13 protein-coding genes are annotated in these 19408 nt (G+C 75.0%); 2 read left to right on the top strand and 11 right to left on the bottom strand.

Annotated features, from left to right (window positions below; all coding sequences use genetic code 11):
• Nucleotides 1-257: 257 nt before the first annotated feature.
• Entirely contained in the window at nucleotides 258-1289 is a 1032-nt protein-coding gene (locus ACFYZY_RS01340; protein ID WP_388688400.1) for a M4 family metallopeptidase, read from the top strand.
• Nucleotides 1290-1483: 194 nt separating this feature from the next.
• Here the strand turns inward: ACFYZY_RS01340 and ACFYZY_RS01345 are convergent, their stop codons facing one another.
• From ACFYZY_RS01345 to ACFYZY_RS01395, 11 genes are all read right to left on the bottom strand, one after another.
• Nucleotides 1484-2065, bottom strand: coding sequence for a TetR/AcrR family transcriptional regulator (locus tag ACFYZY_RS01345; protein ID WP_388688402.1), 582 nt, complete (start codon nucleotides 2063-2065; stop codon nucleotides 1484-1486).
• Nucleotides 2053-2778, bottom strand: coding sequence for an enoyl-CoA hydratase family protein (locus tag ACFYZY_RS01350; protein ID WP_388688405.1), 726 nt, complete (start codon nucleotides 2776-2778; stop codon nucleotides 2053-2055). Before ACFYZY_RS01350 ends, ACFYZY_RS01345 begins: the two co-directional genes overlap by 13 nt.
• Entirely contained in the window at nucleotides 2775-4361 is a 1587-nt protein-coding gene (locus ACFYZY_RS01355; RefSeq protein ID WP_388688408.1) for a 4-coumarate--CoA ligase family protein, read from the bottom strand. The genes ACFYZY_RS01350 and ACFYZY_RS01355 overlap by 4 nt, the downstream gene beginning before the upstream one ends.
• Before the next feature lie 443 nt (nucleotides 4362-4804).
• Complete coding sequence (locus tag ACFYZY_RS01360) at nucleotides 4805-5650, bottom strand: excalibur calcium-binding domain-containing protein (protein ID WP_388688410.1); 846 nt, start codon at nucleotides 5648-5650, stop codon at nucleotides 4805-4807.
• A gap of 254 nt (nucleotides 5651-5904) precedes the next feature.
• The gene (locus ACFYZY_RS01365; protein ID WP_388688413.1) at nucleotides 5905-7038 is read right to left on the bottom strand and encodes an acyl-CoA dehydrogenase family protein; all 1134 of its coding nucleotides are present in this window, start codon (nucleotides 7036-7038) and stop codon (nucleotides 5905-5907) included.
• Nucleotides 7035-8963: a biotin carboxylase N-terminal domain-containing protein gene (locus ACFYZY_RS01370; RefSeq protein ID WP_388688415.1), complete on the bottom strand. Its 1929-nt coding sequence runs from the start codon at nucleotides 8961-8963 to the stop codon at nucleotides 7035-7037. The genes ACFYZY_RS01365 and ACFYZY_RS01370 overlap by 4 nt, the downstream gene beginning before the upstream one ends.
• 8 nt (nucleotides 8964-8971) lie before the next feature.
• Entirely contained in the window at nucleotides 8972-10576 is a 1605-nt protein-coding gene (locus ACFYZY_RS01375) for an acyl-CoA carboxylase subunit beta (RefSeq protein WP_388688417.1), read from the bottom strand.
• Nucleotides 10577-10697: 121 nt separating this feature from the next.
• A complete protein-coding gene (locus tag ACFYZY_RS01380) occupies nucleotides 10698-12383 on the bottom strand; it encodes an acyclic terpene utilization AtuA family protein (protein WP_388688419.1) in 1686 nt (561 codons plus the stop codon).
• Nucleotides 12383-13249: a TIGR03084 family metal-binding protein gene (locus ACFYZY_RS01385; protein WP_388688422.1), complete on the bottom strand. Its 867-nt coding sequence runs from the start codon at nucleotides 13247-13249 to the stop codon at nucleotides 12383-12385. The genes ACFYZY_RS01380 and ACFYZY_RS01385 overlap by 1 nt, the downstream gene beginning before the upstream one ends.
• A gap of 161 nt (nucleotides 13250-13410) precedes the next feature.
• The gene (locus tag ACFYZY_RS01390; protein WP_388688424.1) at nucleotides 13411-13833 is read right to left on the bottom strand and encodes a hypothetical protein; all 423 of its coding nucleotides are present in this window, start codon (nucleotides 13831-13833) and stop codon (nucleotides 13411-13413) included.
• A 657-nt stretch (nucleotides 13834-14490) separates the two neighbouring features.
• Nucleotides 14491-15639, bottom strand: coding sequence for a serine hydrolase domain-containing protein (locus ACFYZY_RS01395; protein ID WP_388688785.1), 1149 nt, complete (start codon nucleotides 15637-15639; stop codon nucleotides 14491-14493).
• A gap of 442 nt (nucleotides 15640-16081) precedes the next feature.
• Here ACFYZY_RS01395 and ACFYZY_RS01400 point away from each other — a divergent pair, with 442 nt between their 5' ends.
• Nucleotides 16082-19405 (top strand): BTAD domain-containing putative transcriptional regulator, encoded by a 3324-nt coding sequence (locus ACFYZY_RS01400; RefSeq protein WP_388688427.1) that lies wholly within the window; start codon nucleotides 16082-16084, stop codon nucleotides 19403-19405.
• Nucleotides 19406-19408 lie beyond the last annotated feature (3 nt).

Genomic DNA, 19408 nt, shown 5'->3' on the forward strand with positions numbered 1-19408 from the left:
CGGCACCCCGGAAGGTCAGGCGGAGCGCCGACAGCTCATGCTCGTGACGCGGACGAAGTCCACGTGGCGGCGGCGTACGAGCGGAGGCATGGGGACAGGGTACTGCGACGGGCGGCCGTCGCGTGTGGTCCGCGTCACAGCGGAACGGGGGCGCGGAGATCTGTTCAGGACGGCGGGCGGTGCGCGAGGATCACCGCCTCGCATGTCGAGTGCATGACGAACGTCCCGTCGCAGCAGTCCCCCGCAGGAGGATGTCCATGAACCGCCGCACGCCCCGCGGACCGGCGGCCGCCGTCGCCGTCGCCCTGGCCGCCGCAGCCCTGCTGCCCACCACCGGTGCCACCGCCGCCACCCCGCTCCAGGCGCGCGTCTTCATGGTGAACCCCGTCCAGTCCACCGGCGACCAGACCCTCACCGACCACAAGGACGCGGCGGGCGACGTCCCCGCCTCCGCGTACGCCCTCGCGCCCCTCCGCAACCTCGACGCGAGCGGCGCCCTGTCCGGGAAGTGGGTGAGCGTGCGGTCCGAGACCGGCGCGCCCGCGAAGGCCGCCGGCGCCGCCTCGTACGACCGCTCCGACGACCGGTTCGAGCAGGTCATGGCGTACTTCTGGATCAACGAGGCGCAGGAGTACCTCCAGGGCCTCGGCTTCGGCACCGAGCTGCCCGGGGCCAACGACCGCGTGCAGCCGGTCCGGCTCAACCAGTGGGGCGCCGACAACTCCTTCTTCACCGACAAGAAGGCCGAGATCCGCTTCGGCAAGGGCGGGGTGGACGACGCCGAGGACGCCGAGGTCGTCGTCCACGAGTACGGCCACGCCGTGCACCACGCGCAGGTCCCCGGCTTCGGCTCCACCCCGGAGTCCGGCGCCATCGGCGAGGCGTTCGGCGACTACCTGGCCGTGGCCGTCGGCACGCACGCGATCCAGAAGTACGGCTGGCCGATGAAGGCCGACCCGGCGTGCGTCGGCGACTGGGACTCCACCGGGTACAGCGCGGCGCCGCACTGCCTGCGCCGTCTCGACGGCACGAAGACGTACGCGGACCGGGAGGGGGAGGTCCACGCCGACGGGGAGATCTGGTCCCGGGCCCTCTTCGACGTCCGGCGGGCGCTCGGCGCCCGCACCGCCGACCGGATCATCGTGAACGCGCAGTTCGGCTTCGCGCCCGACACCAGCTTCGAGGCGGCGGCGCGGACGACGGTCGCGACGGCGGAGCGGATGTACGGGAAGGGCGCGGCAGACGCCGTGCGGGCCGCCTTCCGCGCCCGGGAGATCCCGGGGGTTTGATCCGGGGGCTGATCCCGGGGGTCTGGTTCCGGAGCGTCGGGGCCGGGGAGCCGGGGTCTGATTCCGGAGAGCCGGGGAGCCGGAAGGCCGAGGGGCCGGGGGCCGGAGAGCCGGGGAGCCGGAAGGCCGAGGGGCCGGGGGCCGGAAAGCCGAAGGGCCGGAGGGCCGGGAGTCCGGCCCCTCGGGCGGTGGTCTCAGCCGCCCAGCGCCTCGTCCAGCAGCCGCGCCCACTGGGCCACCACCCGTTCCCGGCGGGCGCGGTCGTCCGTGAGGAGGGTCGCGAGGCCCAGGCCCCGGGCCATGTCCAGGAGGCCCTGGACGGTCTCGCGGACGCCGGGGACCGACTCGTCGGCGTCCAGCACCTCGACGGCGATGCGGTGCGCCTCGCGGCCGACGCGGGCCTCCAGCTCGGTGACGCGGGCGCGGAGCTGGTCCTCGCCGGTGGCGGCGACCCAGAGGTGGAGGGCCGCGCGGAAGAGGGGGCCGGTGTAGAGGTCGACGAGGGCGGCGACGGCCGCGCCCCGGTCGCCGGCGGGGAGCGCCCGCAGGGCGTGGGAGCGTTCCTCGGCGACGTACTCGACGGCGGCCGTGAAGAGGTCCTCGCGGGTGGGGAAGTGGTGCTGGGCGGCGCCCCGGGAGACGCCCGCCCGTTCCGCGACGACCGAGACCGTCGAACCCGCCCAGCCGTGCTCGGCCAGGCAGGACACGGCGGCTTCCAGGAGCCGCTGCCGGGTGGCGCGGCTCCTGTCCTGCTTGGGCGCGGTCAGAGCCGCCATGGAGGGTCCCGTCGTTCGAGGAAGGCCGTCATCCCTTCGCGCGCCTCGGCGGAGACGAAGAGCGTGGCCGACCTGCGCACCAGGTCCTCCGCGTCGCGTTCGAAGGTCTCCAGGACTCTAGCGGTGACCAGCAGTTTCGACTCGCGCAGGCCCTGCGGGGAGGCCGCGCGCAGGGCGTCGAGGATGCCGTCGAGGGCGTCGTCCCCCGCCGTCACCAGGCCCATGGCGATCGCCTCGGGGACGCCGAACCGCTCCCCCGTCAGGTAGTACCGGGCCGCCGCGCGCGGTTCCAGCTTCGGGAGGAGGGTGAGGGAGACGACGGCGGGCGCGACCCCGATCCGCACCTCCGTGAGGGCGAAGTCCGCGTCCTTCCCCGCCACCACCACGTCACAGGCGCCGAGCAGGCCGAGGCCGCCCGCGCGCGCGTGGCCGGTGACGTGGCCGACGACGGGCTTGGGCAGCTCCACGATCTGCCGGAGCAGGGCGACGAAGTCGTACGGGCTGGGGGGCGCCTTCAGGTCCGCGCCCGCGCTGAAGGTGGTGCCGGAGTGGGCGAGGACGACGGCCCGTACGGCCGGGTCCTTGCCGCAGGCGGCGAGCGCGTCGGAGAGTTCGGCGACGAGGGGCGCGGAGAGGGCGTTGCGGGTGGCGGGCGAGTCCAGGGTGAGGGTGGTGATGCCCCGTTCCCCGGTCGTGGTCACGCGTGTGGTCATGTGCGGTCCCTCAGTTCCCTTCGGAGGATCTTCCCGGACGCTGCCCGGGGTACGGTCTCGATGAACTCCACGGCGCGGACCTTCTTGTACGGGGAGACGCGCGCGGCGACGTGTGCGACGACCTCCTCGGCGGTGAGGCCGGGCGCGGAGGGCCGGCGGACGACGAACGCCTTGGGGATCTCGGTGCCGTCGGCGTCGGTGACGCCGATGACGGCGGCGTCGGCGATGCCGTCGTGGGTGAGGAGCACCGCCTCCAGTTCGGCGGGGGCGACCTGGAAGCCCTTGTACTTGATGAGTTCCTTCACCCGGTCCACGACGAAGAGCCAGCCGGCCTCGTCCACGCGGCCGACGTCCCCGGTGTGGACCCAGCCGTCGGCGTCGATCATGGCGGCGGTGGCGTCGGGCCGGCCGAGGTAGCCCTTCATGACCTGCGGCCCCCGGATGGCGATCTCGCCCTCCTCGCCGGGTGCGGCGTCCCGCGCGGGGTCGTCCAGGGAGAGGACGCGCATCTCGGTGGAGGGCAGCAGCCTGCCGACGGTGCCGGGCGGGGGCGATACGGCGTCGAGCGGGACGACGTGGGTGCCGGGGGACAGCTCGGTCATGCCGTACGCCTGGCGGACCGGCGGCAGGCCGAGCCGCTTCGAGCACGCCTCGGCGAGGGCGGCGTCGAGCGGGGCGGCGGCGCTGACGACGTACTCCAGGGAGGACAGGTCGTAGTCGGCGACGGTCGGGTGCTTGGCGAGGGCGAGCACGATCGGCGGGGCCACGTACAGGCCGTTGACGCGGTGCTCCTGGATGGCGCGGAGGAAGGCGTCCAGTTCGAAGCGGGGCTGGACGACGACGGTGGCGCCCTGGCGGAGGGGCGCGTTCATCAGCGCCGTGAGGCCGTAGATGTGGAAGAAGGGAAGTACCGCCAGAATCCGGTCGCCGGGGCCCATCGGGATGAAGGGTTCGAGTTGGGCGAGGTTGGTGGCGATCGAGGCGTGCGTGAGCATCACCCCCTTGGGGGCGCCGGTGGTGCCGGAGGAGTACGGGAGGGCCGCGACGTCCTCGTCGGGGTCGATCGCGACCTCGGGGACGGGCCCGGTGGAGCCGAGGAACGCCTGGAGCGAGCGGGTCGCGTCCCCCGCCGGCGGCTGGTCGCAGAGGAGGATCTCCTGTACGCCGCCCGCGAGTTCGGCCGCCGCGCGGGCGGTGGGGAGCAGGGGCGAGACGGTGACGATCCAGCGGGCGGAGGAGTCGCGGAGCTGCTTGGCGAACTCCTCGGGGGTGGCGAGCGGGTGGACCGTGGTGACGGCCGCCCCGGCGCGGGTGGCGGCGTAGAAGGCGACGGGGAAGAGCACGGTGTTGGGGCTGTGCAGCGCGAGCACGTCGCCCTTGCGGACCCCCGCTTCGGCGAGCCCGGCGGCGACGCGCCGGTGGAAGGCGTCGACCTGGGCGTACGTGAGGGTGAGCGCGCCCTCGCCGCCGCTCCCGTCGACGAGGGCCGGGGTGTCGCCGTACTGGGCGGCGCGGCCGAGGACCGCGTCGTGGATGGGGAGCGAGACGGCCGGAACGTCCTCGTACGCGCTGTGGAACACCATGGTGGTCCCCCTGGGGAGGTGGAAGGTGAGCACGGGGATCGCGGGTGGGGCGGCGACTTGGGGCGACCTTGTCAGTACCCCGAAGAACAATCAAGCACGCATGCATGATTTCGGGAGGCCCGGCCCGGCGGGTCCCCGGGAGCGGCACGGGCCCAGGAGCGGCACGGGCCCAGGAGCGGCACGGGCCCAGGAGCGGCACGGGCCCAGGAGCGGCACGGGCCCAGGAGCGGCACGGGCCCGGGAGCGGCGTGGCCCGGGAGCGGCGTGGCCCGGGAACCGGTACGGCCCCGCACCGGAGCGCGGGGCCGTACCGAAACGAATCCTCCGTCCCACCGGGTCGGGGGGGGCGGGGTCACTTACCGTGCGCGCGGGCGCCCGCTCCTCCCCGGCGGCCCCGGGGTGCGGGGCCCCGGGGCCGGTCCACCGTGCGGGCTCCGACGGCGTCAGTTCTCGCAGGCCACGCCGTCCCCGTCGCGGTCGAGGCGACTGCTGTAACCGGGGTCGCCCCGGCGGATGGGCGCGGCACCGGCCGCGCGGACGGCCGCGCAGTTGGCGTACGAGACGTTGCCGCCACCGCCGGAGGAGGCGTCCTCGTCCCGGGTGGGCTCCGGTTCCGGCTCCGGGGCACGGGTGCGCACCGGCTCCGGGGCGACGGTCGGCTCCTGGGGGGTGGGCCGGGGCTTCGGAGGCGGGGTCGGGGTCGGCTCGTGGAGCGTCGCGTTCGGCGAGGCCGGGCACGGGACGCCCGGTTCCGTCAGGTACACCACCGGCACCATGGACGACACCGGCGCACCGGCGTCCGGGCGCTGGAAGCAGACGAGCCAGGCGGCGCGGTCGGCCGGGAGGGTCACGTCCTTGTACGCGGCGTAGGTACGTCCCCGGTGGGCGGCGAGGAGCTGTTCGGCACCCGCGTAAGGGCCTCCGACGAGCGAGGGCATGGCCGGGACCTCGGTCTTCGACGGCGTCGGAGAAGGGGTCGGCGTCGGGGTCGGAGTGGGGGTGGGGCTCGGGGACGCGGTGGTCACGGCCACCGGTCGCTCCGCCTTCGCGTCGCCCTTCGGCTTCTCCTCGGAGGGGACGAGGAACGGCAGCAGGAACCACAGGCCGGAGAGGGCGGTCACCACGACCTTCTGCTCCCGCCTCCAGGAGGTCGTCCAGGTGAGGGCGATGCCCGCGGGCGGGAAGATCACCAGCAGGACGACGATCAGGGCGGGGTGCTGCCACCGGCGCCGGAGCGGCGGGGGCGGGGGTACGGGGACGTACGGCTGGGTGTGCGGCGGTGGGTACACGTACGTCTCTCCCGGGAAGCGTGAACTCCGCGTGTACGAAGTGCCGAGATCGTACACAGGATGTTCACGTTCGGACTCCCGCTTGCCGAAAAGTGGGACGCGGGCACCGGTCGCCCGGGGAGGGGTACGGAAGGAGCCCACCGGCACCGGTACGTCCGATGCGGCAACGCGCCCCGGGAAGCACGCCGTTCGCACGCCGCCTCGAAGACGGTGTGCGAACGGCGTGACACCGCCGGGGGCCGACCGCCGGTGCCTCAGTACGACTTCGGCAGCCCCAGCGTCTGGTGGGACACGTAGTTGAGGATCATCTCCCGGCTGACGGGGGCGATCCGGGCCACCCGGGCCGCCGTGATCAGGCGGGCGAGGCCGAACTCCTTGGTCAGGCCGTTGCCGCCGAGGGTGTGGACCGCCTGGTCGACGGCCTTCACGCACGCCTCGGCGGCGGCGTACTTGGCCATGTTCGCGGCCTCGCCCGCACCGAGGTCGTCGCCCGCGTCGTAGAGCTGCGCCGCCTTCGCCATCATCAGGCGGGCCAGCTCCAGCTCGATGTGCGCCTGCGCCAGCGGGTGCGCGACGGCCTGGTGGGCGCCGATCGGGTCCTTCCAGACCTGGCGCTCCTTCGCGTACGTCACGGCCTGCGCGAGCGCGTACCGGCCCATGCCGATCGCGAACGCCGCCGTCATGATCCGCTCCGGGTTGAGCCCCGCGAAGAGCTGGAGCAGGCCCGCGTCCTCGTCGCCCACCAGGGCGTCGGCGGGCAGCCGCACGTCGTCCAGGGTCAGTTCGAACTGCTTCTCGCTCGCGGCGAGTTCCATCTCTATGTGACGGCGGCCGAAGCCGGGCGCGTCGCGCGGGACGATGAAGAGGCACGGCTTCAGCCGGCCCGTGCGGGCGTCCGACGTGCGGCCCACGATGAGGGTCGCGTCCGCGATGTCCACGCCCGAGACGAAGACCTTGCGGCCGTTGAGGGTCCAGCCGTCCTCCGTGCGGGTCGCCGTGGTGGTGATGCGGTGCGAGTTCGATCCGGCGTCGGGCTCCGTGATCCCGAAGGCCATCGTCCTCGTGCCGTCGGCGAGCCCCGGCAGCCATGCCCGCTTCTGCTCCTCCGTGCCGAAGCGGGAGATGACCGTGCCGCAGATCGCGGGCGAGACGATCATCATCAGGAGCGGCGCGCCGGACGCGCCCGCCTCCTCCAGGACGACCGACAGCTCGGTGATGCCGCCGCCCCCGCCGCCGTACTCCTCGGGAAGGTTCACGCCCAGGTAGCCGAGCTTCCCGGCCTCCGCCCACAGCGTGGCCCGGTCGAAGCCGGGGCCGTGGCGGCGGCCGAGCGCGGAGACGGCGGTGCGGAGCGCGGTCAGCTCTTCGGACTCGATCATGCTGGTCATGCGGACTGGTCCTCCTGTGCTTCGGTCTGTACGACGGCGAGCAGGGCGCCGACCTCGACCTGACGGCCGGGGGCGGCGTGGAGCGCGGTGAGCGTGCCGGAGGCGGGGGCGACGACGCGGTGTTCCATCTTCATGGCCTCCAGCCAGAGGAGCGGCTGTCCCGCGGCGACCCGGTCGCCGGCGGCCAGGCCGTCCGCGATCCGGACGACGGTGCCGGGCATGGGGGCGAGCAGGGAGCCGGGGGCGGCCTGTTCTCCGGGGCCGGTGAAGCGGGGGCGGGCGGCGAGGCGGTGCGGGCCCGCGTGGACCGTTCCGTCCCCGTACGCCGCGACCTCGAAGTGCCTGACCACACCGGACACCTCCAGGCTCACCCGGTCCGGCGCGGCCGACACGACCCGTACCCCTTCCGGTGCCGTGACCTCGTACCCGCCGTCCCGCGTCGGCCGGTAGCGGACCTCGTGGTCGCCGTACGTCCGCGTCTCGTCCTGCGAGCGGACGTTCCGCCAGCCGCCGCCGAAGCGGCCCCGGCGGGCGGACGCGGCGGCGAGGGCGGCGGCGACGGCCGCGTGCTCCTCGCCGGCGGGGGCGGTGGTGAGGGCGGGCAGGTTCCGGCCGTAGAAGCCGGTGTCGAGGCCGTCGGCGGTCGCGTACTCCGGGTGGCGCAGGGACGCGACGAGGAGTTCCCGGTTGGTGACGGGGCCGTGGACGCGGGTCCGCTCCAGGGTGTGGGCGAGCTTGCGGACGGCCTCGGCGCGGGTGGGCGCGTGGACGGTCACCTTGGCGAGCATCGGGTCGTAGTGGACGCCGACCGGGTCCCCCGAGACGTATCCGGTGTCGAGCCGGACCCGGCCGTCGCGCGGGACCTCGAAGCGGTGCAGGACGCCCGTCTGCGGGGCCCAGTCGCGGGCCGGGTCCTCCGCGTAGAGGCGGGCCTCGACCGCGTGGCCGCGCGGGGCCGGGGGCTCCGGCGGCAGCTTCTCCCCCTGCGCGACGGCGAGTTGGAGGGCGACGAGGTCGATCCCGTACACCTCCTCCGTCACCGGGTGTTCGACCTGGAGGCGGGTGTTCATCTCCAGGAAGTGCGCGCGGCCGTCCGCGACGAGGAACTCGACGGTGCCCGCGCCGACGTAGCCGACCGCCTTGGCGGCGCGGACGGCCGTGTCCAGGAGGGATGCCTCCAGGGCGGCGGACAGGCCGGGCGCCGGGGCCTCCTCGATCACCTTCTGGTGGCGGCGCTGGAGGGAGCAGTCCCGGGTGCCGAGCGCCCAGGCCGTGCCGTGGGCGTCGCAGAGGAGCTGCACCTCGACGTGGCGCCCGTTCTCCACGTACGGCTCGACGAAGACCTCGCCGTCCCCGAAGGCGCTCTCCGCCTCCGCCGAGGCGGAGAGCAACGCGCCGGACAGAGAAGCCAGTTCGCGTACGATCCGCATGCCCCGGCCGCCGCCGCCCGCCGCCGCCTTCACCAGGACCGGCAGGTCGGCCTCCGTCACCCCGGCCGGGTCCAGGGGCTCGACGCCGAGGAGTTCCTTGGCGCGGGTCTTCGACGCCATCGCCTCGATCGCCGCCGGGGGCGGGCCGATCCAGACCAGGCCGGCGTCCGTCACGGCCCGTGCGAAGTCGGCGTTCTCGGAGAGGAAGCCGTAGCCGGGGTGGACGGCGTCCGCGCCCGCGGCGCGCGCCGCCGCCACGATCAGGTCGCCGCGCAGGTACGTCTCCGAGGGCGCCGCCCCCGGCAGCCGTACCGCCGCGTCGGCCTCCCGTACGTGCAGGGCGCCGGCGTCCGCGTCGGAGTACACGGCGACGGTGGAGACGCCGAGGTCGCGGCAGGTGCGGAAGATCCGGCAGGCGATCTCGCCCCGGTTCGCGACGAGGACGGAGCCGATCGGGCGGAACGCCCCGCCCGTGGAGGTGGTCGTCGAGCTCATCTGGGGCCTCACATCCGGAAGACGCCGAAGCCGCCGCGCGCGCCCTCGACCGGTGCCGTGTGGATCGCGGAAAGGCACAGTCCGAGGACCGTGCGGGTGTCGCGGGGGTCGATGACCCCGTCGTCGTAGAGGCGGCCGGAGAGGAACATCGGCAGCGACTCGGACTCGATCTGCGCCTCCACGAGCGCCCGCAGACCGGCGTCGGCCTCGTCGTCGTACGGCTGCCCCTTGGCGGCGGCCGACGCGCGGGCGACGATCGACAGGACGCCCGCGAGCTGCTGCGGGCCCATGACGGCGGACTTGGCGCTGGGCCAGGCGAAGAGGAAGCGGGGGTCGTAGGCCCGGCCGCACATGCCGTAGTGCCCGGCGCCGTAGCTCGCGCCCATCAGCACCGACAGGTGCGGGACCTTCGAGTTCGAGACGGCGTTGATCATCATCGCGCCGTGCTTGATGATGCCGCTCTGCTCGTACTCCTTGCCGACCATGTAGCCGGTGGTGTTGTGGAGGAAGACGAGCGGGATGTCCCGCTGGTTGGCGAGCTGGATGAACTGCGCGGCCTTCTGCGACTCGGGGCCGAACAGGACGCCCCGCGCGTTGGCGAGGACGCCGACCGGGTAGCCGTGCAGGGACGCCCAGCCGGTGACCAGGCTCGGCCCGTACAGCGGTTTGAACTCGTCGAAGTCCGAGCCGTCCACGATCCGGGCGATCACCTCGCGCGGGTCGAACGGGGTCTTGAGGTCGCCGGGGACGATCCCGAGGAGTTCGTCCTCGTCGTACCGGGGCGGCTCGACGAAGGCCGGGTCCGGATCGGCGTGCGCCTTGCGGTGGTTGAGCCGGGCGACGATCCGGCGGGCCTGGCCCAGGGCGTCGGCCTCGTCCACGGCGTAGTGGTCGGCGAGGCCGGAGGTCCGGGCGTGCATCTCGGCGCCGCCCAGCGACTCGTCGTCGCTCTCCTCCCCCGTCGCCATCTTCACGAGCGGCGGCCCGCCGAGGAAGACCTTGGACCGCTCCCTGATCATCACGGCGTGGTCGGACATGCCGGGGACGTACGCGCCGCCGGCCGTCGAGTTGCCGAAGACGACCGCGATCGTGGGGACGCCGGCGGCGGAGAGACGGGTGAGGTCGCGGAAGAGCGCCCCGCCCGGGATGAAGATCTCCTTCTGGGAGGGGAGGTCGGCGCCGCCGGACTCGACGAGCGAGACGACGGGGAGGCGGTTGGCGTACGCGATCTCGTTGGCGCGCAGGGCCTTCTTCAGCGTCCACGGGTTGGAGGCTCCGCCGCGCACGGTCGGGTCGTTGGCGGTGACCAGGCACTCGACGCCCTCGATGACCCCGATGCCGGTGATCAGGGAGGCCCCTACGGCGTAGTCGCTGCCCCAGGCGGCGAGCGGCGACAGCTCCAGGAACGGGCTGTCGGGGTCGAGGAGCAGTTCGATCCGCTCCCGGGCGAGCATCTTGCCGCGCTTCCGGTGCCGGGCCGTGTACTTCTCGCCGCCGCCCGCGAGGGCCTTGGCGTGCTCGGCGTCGAGGGCGGCGAGCTTGTCGAGCATGGCGGCGCGGGCGTCCGCGTAGTCGGGTCCGCCGGTGTCGAGGGCGGAGGCGAGGACGGTCACGGGGATTCCTCTCGGGGTGCCTGGCGGGAGCCTGCGGTGACGGCCCGGTGGGGGCCCCGGGCGGTGAGGGCGTTCCGGGGGCCTCGGGCGGTGACAAGCTTCCGGGGGCCTCGGGCGCCGGTCACAGCAGCTCCTCCGGTACGTCCACGTGGCGGGAGCGGAGCCACTCGCCGAGGGCCTTGGCCTGGGGGTCGAAGCGGGCCTGGGAGGCGACGCCCTCGCCGAGGATTCCGGCGACGGTGAAGTTGAGGGCCCTCAGGTTCGGCAGGACGTGCCGGGTGACGGGCAGGTCCGCCGTCTCGGGCAGCAGCGCGCGGAACCGGTCGACGGTGAGGGCGTGGACGAGCCAGCGCCACTCCTCGTCCGTACGGACCCAGACGCCCACGTTGGCGTCGCCGCCCTTGTCGCCGCTGCGGGCCCCGGCGATCCGGCCGAGGGGGACGCGACGGACGGGCCCCTCCGCCGGTGGCTCCGGAAGCTCGGGCTCGGGTACGGGTTCAAGGGCGCGGGTGCGGGCCGGTACGGGAATCCCCTGCCGGGTCCCGTCGGGGAGCACGGCCGTGTGCGGGACCTCGGCGGCGTCCACGTACGCCGTCTCGAAGACCCCGTAGGGGGCGCCCCTGCCGGGCGGGGCGGTGACGTGGAAGCCGGGGTAGCTGGCGAGGGCCAGTTCGATGGCGGCGCCCGTAAGGGCTCGGCCGACGGCGTCGGGGCCGGGGTCGCGGACGACGAGCCGCAGCAGGGCGCTCGCGGTCTCCTCGGTACCCGCGTCGGGCCGGTCGGTGCGGGCCAGCTCCCAGCGCACCTCGGCCGGGCGGGACCCGCCCCGCGCGAGGGCGTCCTCGATCTGGTCCCGCACGAGCGCGGCCTTGGCCTCGACGTCGAGGCCGGTGAGGACGAAGACGACCTCGTTGCGGAAGCCGCCGAGCCGGCTGAGACCGGCCTTGAGGGTGGGCGGCGGGGCCTCGCCCCGGACCCCCTCGACCCTGACCCGGTCGGGGGCCTCCCGCGTGAGCCGTACGGTGTCGAGGCGCGCGGTCACGTCGGGCCCCGCGTACCGGGCGCCCGCCGTCTCGTAGAGGAGCTGGGCCGTGACCGTGCCGACGTCGACCAGGCCACCGGTGCCGGGGTGCTTGGTGATGACGGAGGAGCCGTCCTCGTGGAGTTCGGCGACGGGGAAGCCGGGGCGGCGGAAGAGGCGCGGGTCGTGCTCGCGGAAGAAGGCGTAGTTGCCGCCGGTGGCCTGGGTGCCGCACTCCAGGACGTGCCCGGCGACGACGGCGCCCGCGAGCCGGTCGTACTCCTCCGGGCCCCAGCCGAAGTGCCACTGCGCGGGTCCGGTGACGAGGGCGGCGTCGGTGACCCGGCCGGTGACGACGACGTCGGCCCCGGCCGTCAGGCAGGCGGCGATGCCGGCGCCGCCGAGGTAGGCGTTGGCGGCGAGGGCGCCGTCCCGGGCGGGCAGGCGGTCGCCCTCGACGTGCGCGACCCGTACGGGCAGGCCGAGCCGGTCGGCGAGCGCGCGCAGGGCACCGGCCAGCCCGGCGGGGTTCAGGCCGCCCGCGTTGGTGACGATCCGGACCCCGCGCTCGTGGGCGAGGCCGAGGCCCTCCTCCATCTGGCGCAGGAAGGTCTTCGCGTACCCGGCGGCCGGGTCCTTGAGCTGGTCGCGGCCGAGGATGAGCATGGTCAGCTCGGCGAGGTAGTCGCCGGTCAGGACGTCCAGCTCTCCCCCGGTGAGCATCTCGCGGACGGCGTCGAACCGGTCGCCGTAGAAGCCGGAGGCGTTGCCGACGCGGAGGACCATCAGGGCGTCCCGGGGGTGGGAGTCGCGGGGGCGGGGGCGCCGGGGGCGGAGTCGGGGGCTCCGGGGGCGGGGGGTCCGGAGGTGGCACCGGCCTCCCGGCCCGTGCCCGCCGGGCCCGCGAACGCCTGGGCGATGGTCAGCCAGTGCGCGGCGTCGGGGCCGTGGGCGGTGAGGGCGGTGTCGTCGCGGTGGACGCGCTGGGTGACGAGGAGGCAGAAGTCGAGGGCGGTGCCGGTGACCTTCTGAGCGGCGTCCTCGGGTCCGTACGTCCACGACTCGCCGTCCGGAGCGACGAGTTCGACCCGGAAGGGTTCGGCCGGGGGCCGCTCGCCCCGGACGAGGTACGCGTAGTCGCGGGCGCGGTGCCCGATCCAGGCGACGTGCCGGAGGCGGGCGGTCGGCGGCCGGACGACACCGAGGGCGTCGGCGACGTCCTGGCCGTGCGCCCAGGTCTCCATCAGCCGGGCGGTGGCCATGGCGGGGGCGCTCATCGGCGGGCCGTACCAGGGGAAACGCGCACCGGGCGGGACCGCGCGCAGGGCCTCCTGGAGCCGTTCGCGGCCCTCGCGCCAGCGGGCGAGGAGGTCGGCGGGCGGCAGCTTCGCGCCCTCCTCCGCACCCTCGTCCACGAAGCGCTCGGGAGCGGCGATCGCCTTCTCCGTCTCGGCCGCGAACGCCTCGGCGTCGGTGGCGGCGAGGAGGGCGGCGCGGTCGGTCCAGGCGAGGTGCGCGATCTGGTGGGCGATCGTCCAGCCGGGGGCGGGAGTGGGGACACCCCACTGCTCCTGACTCAACTCCGCCACGAGACGGTCGAGTTCTTCGCTCTCGTCGCGCAGGTCGTCGAGGACGACGACGGGGTCGGACACGGTGCGCTCCCCTCGGGGGACGGGCGGTCACGGTCACGGGCCTTCGCCGAGGAGCATGGCAGCGACACCAGAAACAATCAAGCGTGCTTGCTTTAGTTCCGGAAAACGCCCGTTCCGGAGCGGCCCGGGAGCCCCGCAGGGCACGCGGCGCCGACCCGCGCCTACGCCCGGCGGGGCCGCCGCACCAGCGAGGCGGCGGTGGCGGCGGCGACGACGAGGGCGAGGTTCACGAGGGGGAGGAGGGCGCCGGGGGCGTCGTCGATCGCGCCGATGCCGTTCCCGACGGCGGTGATCCAGCCGGCGGTCCCCACCGCCACCATCGGGCCGACCCCCCGCTCCCCCGTGATCCGCATGCCGATCCACAGGACCAGCGGCATCAGCAGGAACGTGTTCATGAGCGCCGAGGTGAACGCCTGGTCGGAGGAGTACCCGGTGCCGGTGCCCAGCGTCGAGGCGGCCTGGGCGCTGAACGACAGGTAGAGGGTGTCGGACAGGATCAGGTGGGACGCCGCGACGCCGATCAGCGAGACGACCAGCGCCTTGAGCAGGCGGGGGCCGGGCGGGGTGGGTGAGGTCGGTGCCATGACGCCCGACTATACGCACCGTCTATACATGCAGTGCATAGACCCCCGTGAGGAACTACGCCCGCCGCCTCGGCCATGACCGCAGGCCGCACCGGCCGGCCGGCCCGGGGGACGTCGGGACGGTCCGGAAAACGCCGGCCCGGGGGACGCCTACCGCCCTTACGGCCGGGCGCGCGGGCACACGCCTCCGCTTCCGGGCTCGGACCAGACGTGACGACGGAGTCACGGCCCACAGCGCGCGGAGGTTCGAGTCCACCGATACGTCCAGGCCGGCCACCCCTACGGCCCGCCCCCTACGGCGTACGCGGTGCCGGCCGAAACGCGCGGGGCACCGGAAGGCGGTCGCGGAGGGGAAGGGAGAGGGGAGCGGAGGGGGCGCGGTCCGCATCCCTGCCTGGTGCGGACCGCGCGTCCTGCTTCGCCGGGCCCGGGGTACGGGGGAAGAACCCCGGGCCCGGCATGAGAGCGGTCCCATGCGCTCAGTCCTCCGCCTGCCCCCGAACTCCCCGCCCATGCGCGCCCCGACGCACGTCTTCCGAAAACCGTGGGCACGTCCGAGGGCTCCGGGACCCCCCACCGCCAAAGCCCTTTCCCCCAGCGGCCGGTGCGCGATCGACCGATTGACCGGCAAGGGCGGGCGGACCACCGGAGCAAATCTCAGTTCGCGGTGCCGAGGGCCTCGTAGACGTGTCCGATGTAGTCGTGCGTGCGCTCCGAGCCGAGGATTCCGGCGCCCAGCCGGTTCATCGTGTACGCGAACGTGACGCGCCGGTCGAGGTCCATCACGACGGCCGAACCGCCCCAGCCGGCCCAGAAGCAGATCGTTCCGGTGGGCATGCCGGGCATCGTCCTGCGGTCGGCGAGCGCGTAGCCGAGGCCCCAGCGCACGGGAACGCCCAGGAAGAGGTCGACCCCGTCGGCCTGTACGTCGAAGATCTTCTCCACGGTGTCCGGGGAGAGCAGCCGCAGGCCGTTCGCCTCGCCGCGCCGTGAGATCACGGAGAGGGCGCGCGCCAGGCCCCGCGCGTTGCCGTGTCCGTTGACGGCCCCGAGTTCGGCGCGGCGCCACCTCGGGGTGTCGACGTGCTCGTCCCGGGCGGGGCTTCCGAGCAGCGTCCTGACGAAGACCGACGCGGGATCGAGCCCCGGCGGGACGTCGGGCGCCCCTCCCGACGGCACCAGCGCGGCGACGCGCGGCCAGTCGGCCTCCCGCGCGCCGATCTGGACGTCGGCCTCCAGCGGTCCGGCGATCTCGGTCTCGACGAACTCCGTCAGGGTGCGGCCGGTGACCCGCCGGACGAACTCTCCGACGAGCTGCCCCTGGGTCTGCATGTGGTAGCCGGAGGCGGTTCCCGGCTTCCACCAGGGCTCCTGTGCCGCCAGCCGGGCGCTCGCCGTCGGCCAGTCGTACAGGTCGTCCATGGTGAAGGGCCGCTGCCAGCCGGAGAGCCCCGACGTGTGCGCCAGGACGTGCCGCACCTCGACGTCCCCCTTGCCCCCGGCGGCGAACTCGGGCCAGTAGTGCGCGACCGGGCGGTGGAGGTCCAGCGCTCCCCGGTCGACGAGGACGAGGGCCGCCAGGCTGCTGAGGGTCTTGGTGGTCGACCACAGGCCGACCAGCGTGTCCCGGTGCCACGGGGCGGTCCGCGCCGCGTCGGCGTGCCCGCCCCACAGGTCGACCTCCATGACGCCGTCGACGTCGACGGCGATCGACGCCCCCAGTTCCTCACCGGATTCCAGGTGCGCTGCCAGCGCTGCCCGGACCGGCTCGAAGCGGGCGGTGCTTGTTCCTTCGACGGTGACCATGGTCTTCCCCACTGTGGACGGCATTCGCCCACCCAACGGGACGACCGGCGTCCCGGTTCACCGCCGTCCGGTCCGGAAGGACATGAACCGGGACGTTCCCCCGCGCCCGGCCCCTCCGCGGCGGCGGACCCCACCACCCGCGGAATCCTCACGCTGGGTGATGCCCTGCTAGGGTCGCCCCGGTGTGCGGAGGCGGGCCACGGGGTCTCACCGCCCCCCTCCGCCCGAGCCGCCTTCCGCCCCGGACGCGGACAGACCGTCGCGACGGGACCGGGGCGTACGGACGTCCCGGCGGGGCGTCCGCACGGCGTCCGCCGCCACGCCTCCGGCGCGACCGTTCCCCGTACCGGGCGGGCCGGCCCGGCCCACGGCCGGAGCGGGGCGCCCGCGTACCGGTGGGACGCGCGTGTACGGATGGTGACACCGTCGAGGGGGGTATCCGGTGGAGACGACGACCGTGGGGCAGGAGTTCGACTTCGGGCTGCTGGGACCGCTGGTGGTACGGCGGGCGGGCACGGCGCTCGACCCGGGGCGGCGCAAGCAGCGGCTGCTGCTGGTGCGACTGCTGCTCGCGGACGGCTGCGCGGTCGCTCCCGGGACGCTGTGCGAGGAGCTGTGGCCGGGCCGGGCGCCGGCCGGGGCGGTGGCCTCCCTGCACGCCCACGTCAGCAAGGTCCGCGCGGTCCTGGAGCCCCAGCACCTGCGCGTGCGGGGGACGTGCGAGGTGCTGGTCACCGAGCCCGCCGGCTACGCCCTGCGCGTCCCGCCCGGGAGCCGGGACACCGTGCGCTTCGAGCGGGCCGTCGACCGGGCGCACCGGCTGCTGGACCAGGGGCGGCCCGAGGAGGTCCTCCGGGAGGCCGGGCGGGCCCTGGACATGTGGCGCGGTGCCGCGCTCGCCGACGCGGCGGACCACCTGTTCGCCGCCCACGAGGTCGCGCGCCTGGAGGAACTGCGGCAGACCGCCCGCGAGATCCGCACCACCGCCCTGCTCCTGGGCGGGCACGTGCCCGGGGCCGTGGAAGCGGCGCGGGAACTGACGGCGGAGGACCCGCTGCGGGAGACCGGCTGGGCGCTGCTGCTGCGCGCCCTCTACCTGGCCGGCCGGCACCCCGAGGCGCTGCGGTGCTACGCGGACCTGCGCGGGCGCCTCGCCGGCGAACTCGGCCTCGAACCCGGCCCCGGTCTGCGCGCCCTGCACGACGGCATCCTCCGCCACGACCTGCCGCCACTGGCCCCGCCGGGAACGGCGGACGCGGCGGGCGGCACCGGGGGCGGACGCGGTCCGGGCCGTCCGGCCGGGCCCCGGGGGCCGGAGGGCCGGTCCGGGGACCGGGACGGAACCGCGCCCGCCGACGCGGGTCCCGCCGCGTCCGGCGGTGCCGCGTCCGGCGGGACGACCGCGGGTACGGCGCCGTCCGGCGCGGACGCCGGTACGACGGGACCGTCCGGTACGGCCGCCGGGGAGTCCACCGGTCCCGCGAACCCCTCCGGCACGGACGACCGCCCGGCCGGAAACACCGAGAACACCGGGAGCACCGGGAGCACCGAGAACACCGGAAACACCGGGAGTCCCCGTGACGACGCCCCCTCCCCCCTCGTGCGCCCGGCACAGCTCCCGGGCGACCTGCCGGTGTTCGCCGGGCGCGAGGCCGAAGGCGCCTGGCTGTCCGGCGCGAGCGGCGCGCCCGGCCGGCCGGGACCGGCCGGCGCGCCCGTCGTCGTCATCGGCGGCGCCCCCGGCGTCGGCAAGACCACCTTCGCCGTGCACCACGCCCACCGGATCGCCTCCTCGTTCCCCGACGGACAGCTCTTCGTCAACCTGTGCGGGTTCCATCCGCACGCCCCCGCCGTGGAGCCGGGCGACGCCCTGCACGGCTTCCTCGTCGCCCTCGGGGTCCCCGCCCCGCGCATACCCGAGGACACCGAAGGCCGCAGCACGCTGTTCCGCAGCCTCCTGGCCGGCCTGCGGGTCCTGGTCGTCCTGGACAACGCCCGCGACGAACAGCAGGTCCGCCCCCTGCTGCCCGCGAGCGGCGGCTGCCTCACCCTGGTCACCAGCCGCAACCGGCTCCCGGGGCTGATCGCGACCGACGGGGCCAGGCCCCTCACCCTCGCGCTGCCCTCGCGGGCGGAGGCCCACGAGACGCTGGCCCGGCGCCTGGGGCCGGAGCGCCTGGCCGCCGAGCCCGAGGCCGCGGCCCACATCGTCCGGCTGTGCGGACGGCTGCCCCTGGCCCTGGCCGTGGTGGCCGCCCGCGCCGAACTCGACCCGGACTTCCCCCTGCACGCCGTCGCCGACGACCTGCGGCACGCCCACGGCGGTCTGGACGCGTTCACCGGCTTCGACGCCACCACGGACGTCCGGGCGGTGTTCTCCTGGTCCTACCGGTCCCTGGACGAGCCCTCCGCGCGCCTCTTCCGGCTCCTCGCCCTGCACCCCGGCCCCGACATCACCGTCCCGGCCGCCGCCGGCCTCGCCGGGCTCCCCCTCGCCCGGACCCGCCACCTGCTCGCGGGACTGACCCGTTCCTGCCTCGTCGAACAGCCCCTGCCCGGCCGGTTCGCCCTCCACGACCTGCTGCGCGGCTACGCCGCCGAACTCACCGGTGCCCACGACGACGCCGACGAGCGGCACCGCGCCACCCTCCGGGTCCTGGACCACTACATGTTCACGGCCTACGAGGGCAACCGGCTGTTCAAGCAGGAGTCGCTGCCCGAACTCGACCTCGGCTCCCCGGACGCGGGCGTCACCCCAGAAAACCTCGCCACCGTCGAACAGGCCAACCGGTGGTTCACCGCCGAGCGCCGGGTGCTGGACGCCCTGCTGCACACCGCCGTCGGCCGGGGACTCGACCGCCACGTCACCGGACTGGCCTGGTCCCTGAAGGAGTACCTGAACCGCCAGGAGTACTGGCCGGAGGCCATCACGGCGCTGCTCCCCGTCCTGGAGGCGGCCCGGCGCCGGGGCGACCGCGTCGAGGAGGGCCGCTGCCTCCGCCACATCGGCGGCGTCCAGGGCTACCTCGGCCACCAGGAAGAGGCCCTGCGCCACCTGCGCCGGGCCACCGCGATCTTCGAAGAGCTCGGCGCGGTGGGCGAACAGGCCCGCGCCCACTACAGCACGGCGTGCGCGCTGTACCTGTTCGGCCGGATCCCGGAGGCCGTGGCGTTCTCCGAACGGGGGCTCGCGCTGTCCCGGGAGACGGGGGACGAGCTGTGGACGGCCGAGTGCCTCGTCGAACTCGCCTGGTTCCACGCCAACCTGGGGCAGCCGGAGAAGGGCCTCGCGCTCAGCGAGGAGGCCCAGGCCCTGTTCGGGCGCCTGGACGCCCCCTGGCAGCAGGCCCAGGGCTGGGACGTCCTGGGCCACATCCTGCGCCGACTCGGCCGGTACGAGGAGTCGGCCGCCACCTACCGGCGGGCGACGGAGGCGTTCGGGGAACTGGGGGACCGCAGGAACGCCGTCGGCACGCTGATGCGGCTGGGCGACACCCGGCTGGCCGCGGGCGACCGGGAGGGCGCCCGGGCCGACTGGCTCCGCGCCCTCGCCGACGCCGAACAGCACGCCCTGTCCCGCAGCGCCCAGGAGGCCCGGGACCGGCTCGCCGCCCTGGACGGCGGAGCGGGGCCCGTGCCCGCCGCGCCGGAGAGGGCCGTCGGCGGCCATCGCGTGCCGGACCCGCCGGGCGGCGTTCTCCCGTACGGCCACGCCCCGGCGGAGACCGGCGCGGGACGGGACGGCGAGGACGGCCGCACCGGGTGAGCG

The sequence above is a fragment of the Streptomyces sp. NPDC001744 genome (genome assembly GCF_042892575.1).
In the GTDB taxonomy this organism is placed as follows: domain Bacteria; phylum Actinomycetota; class Actinomycetes; order Streptomycetales; family Streptomycetaceae; genus Streptomyces.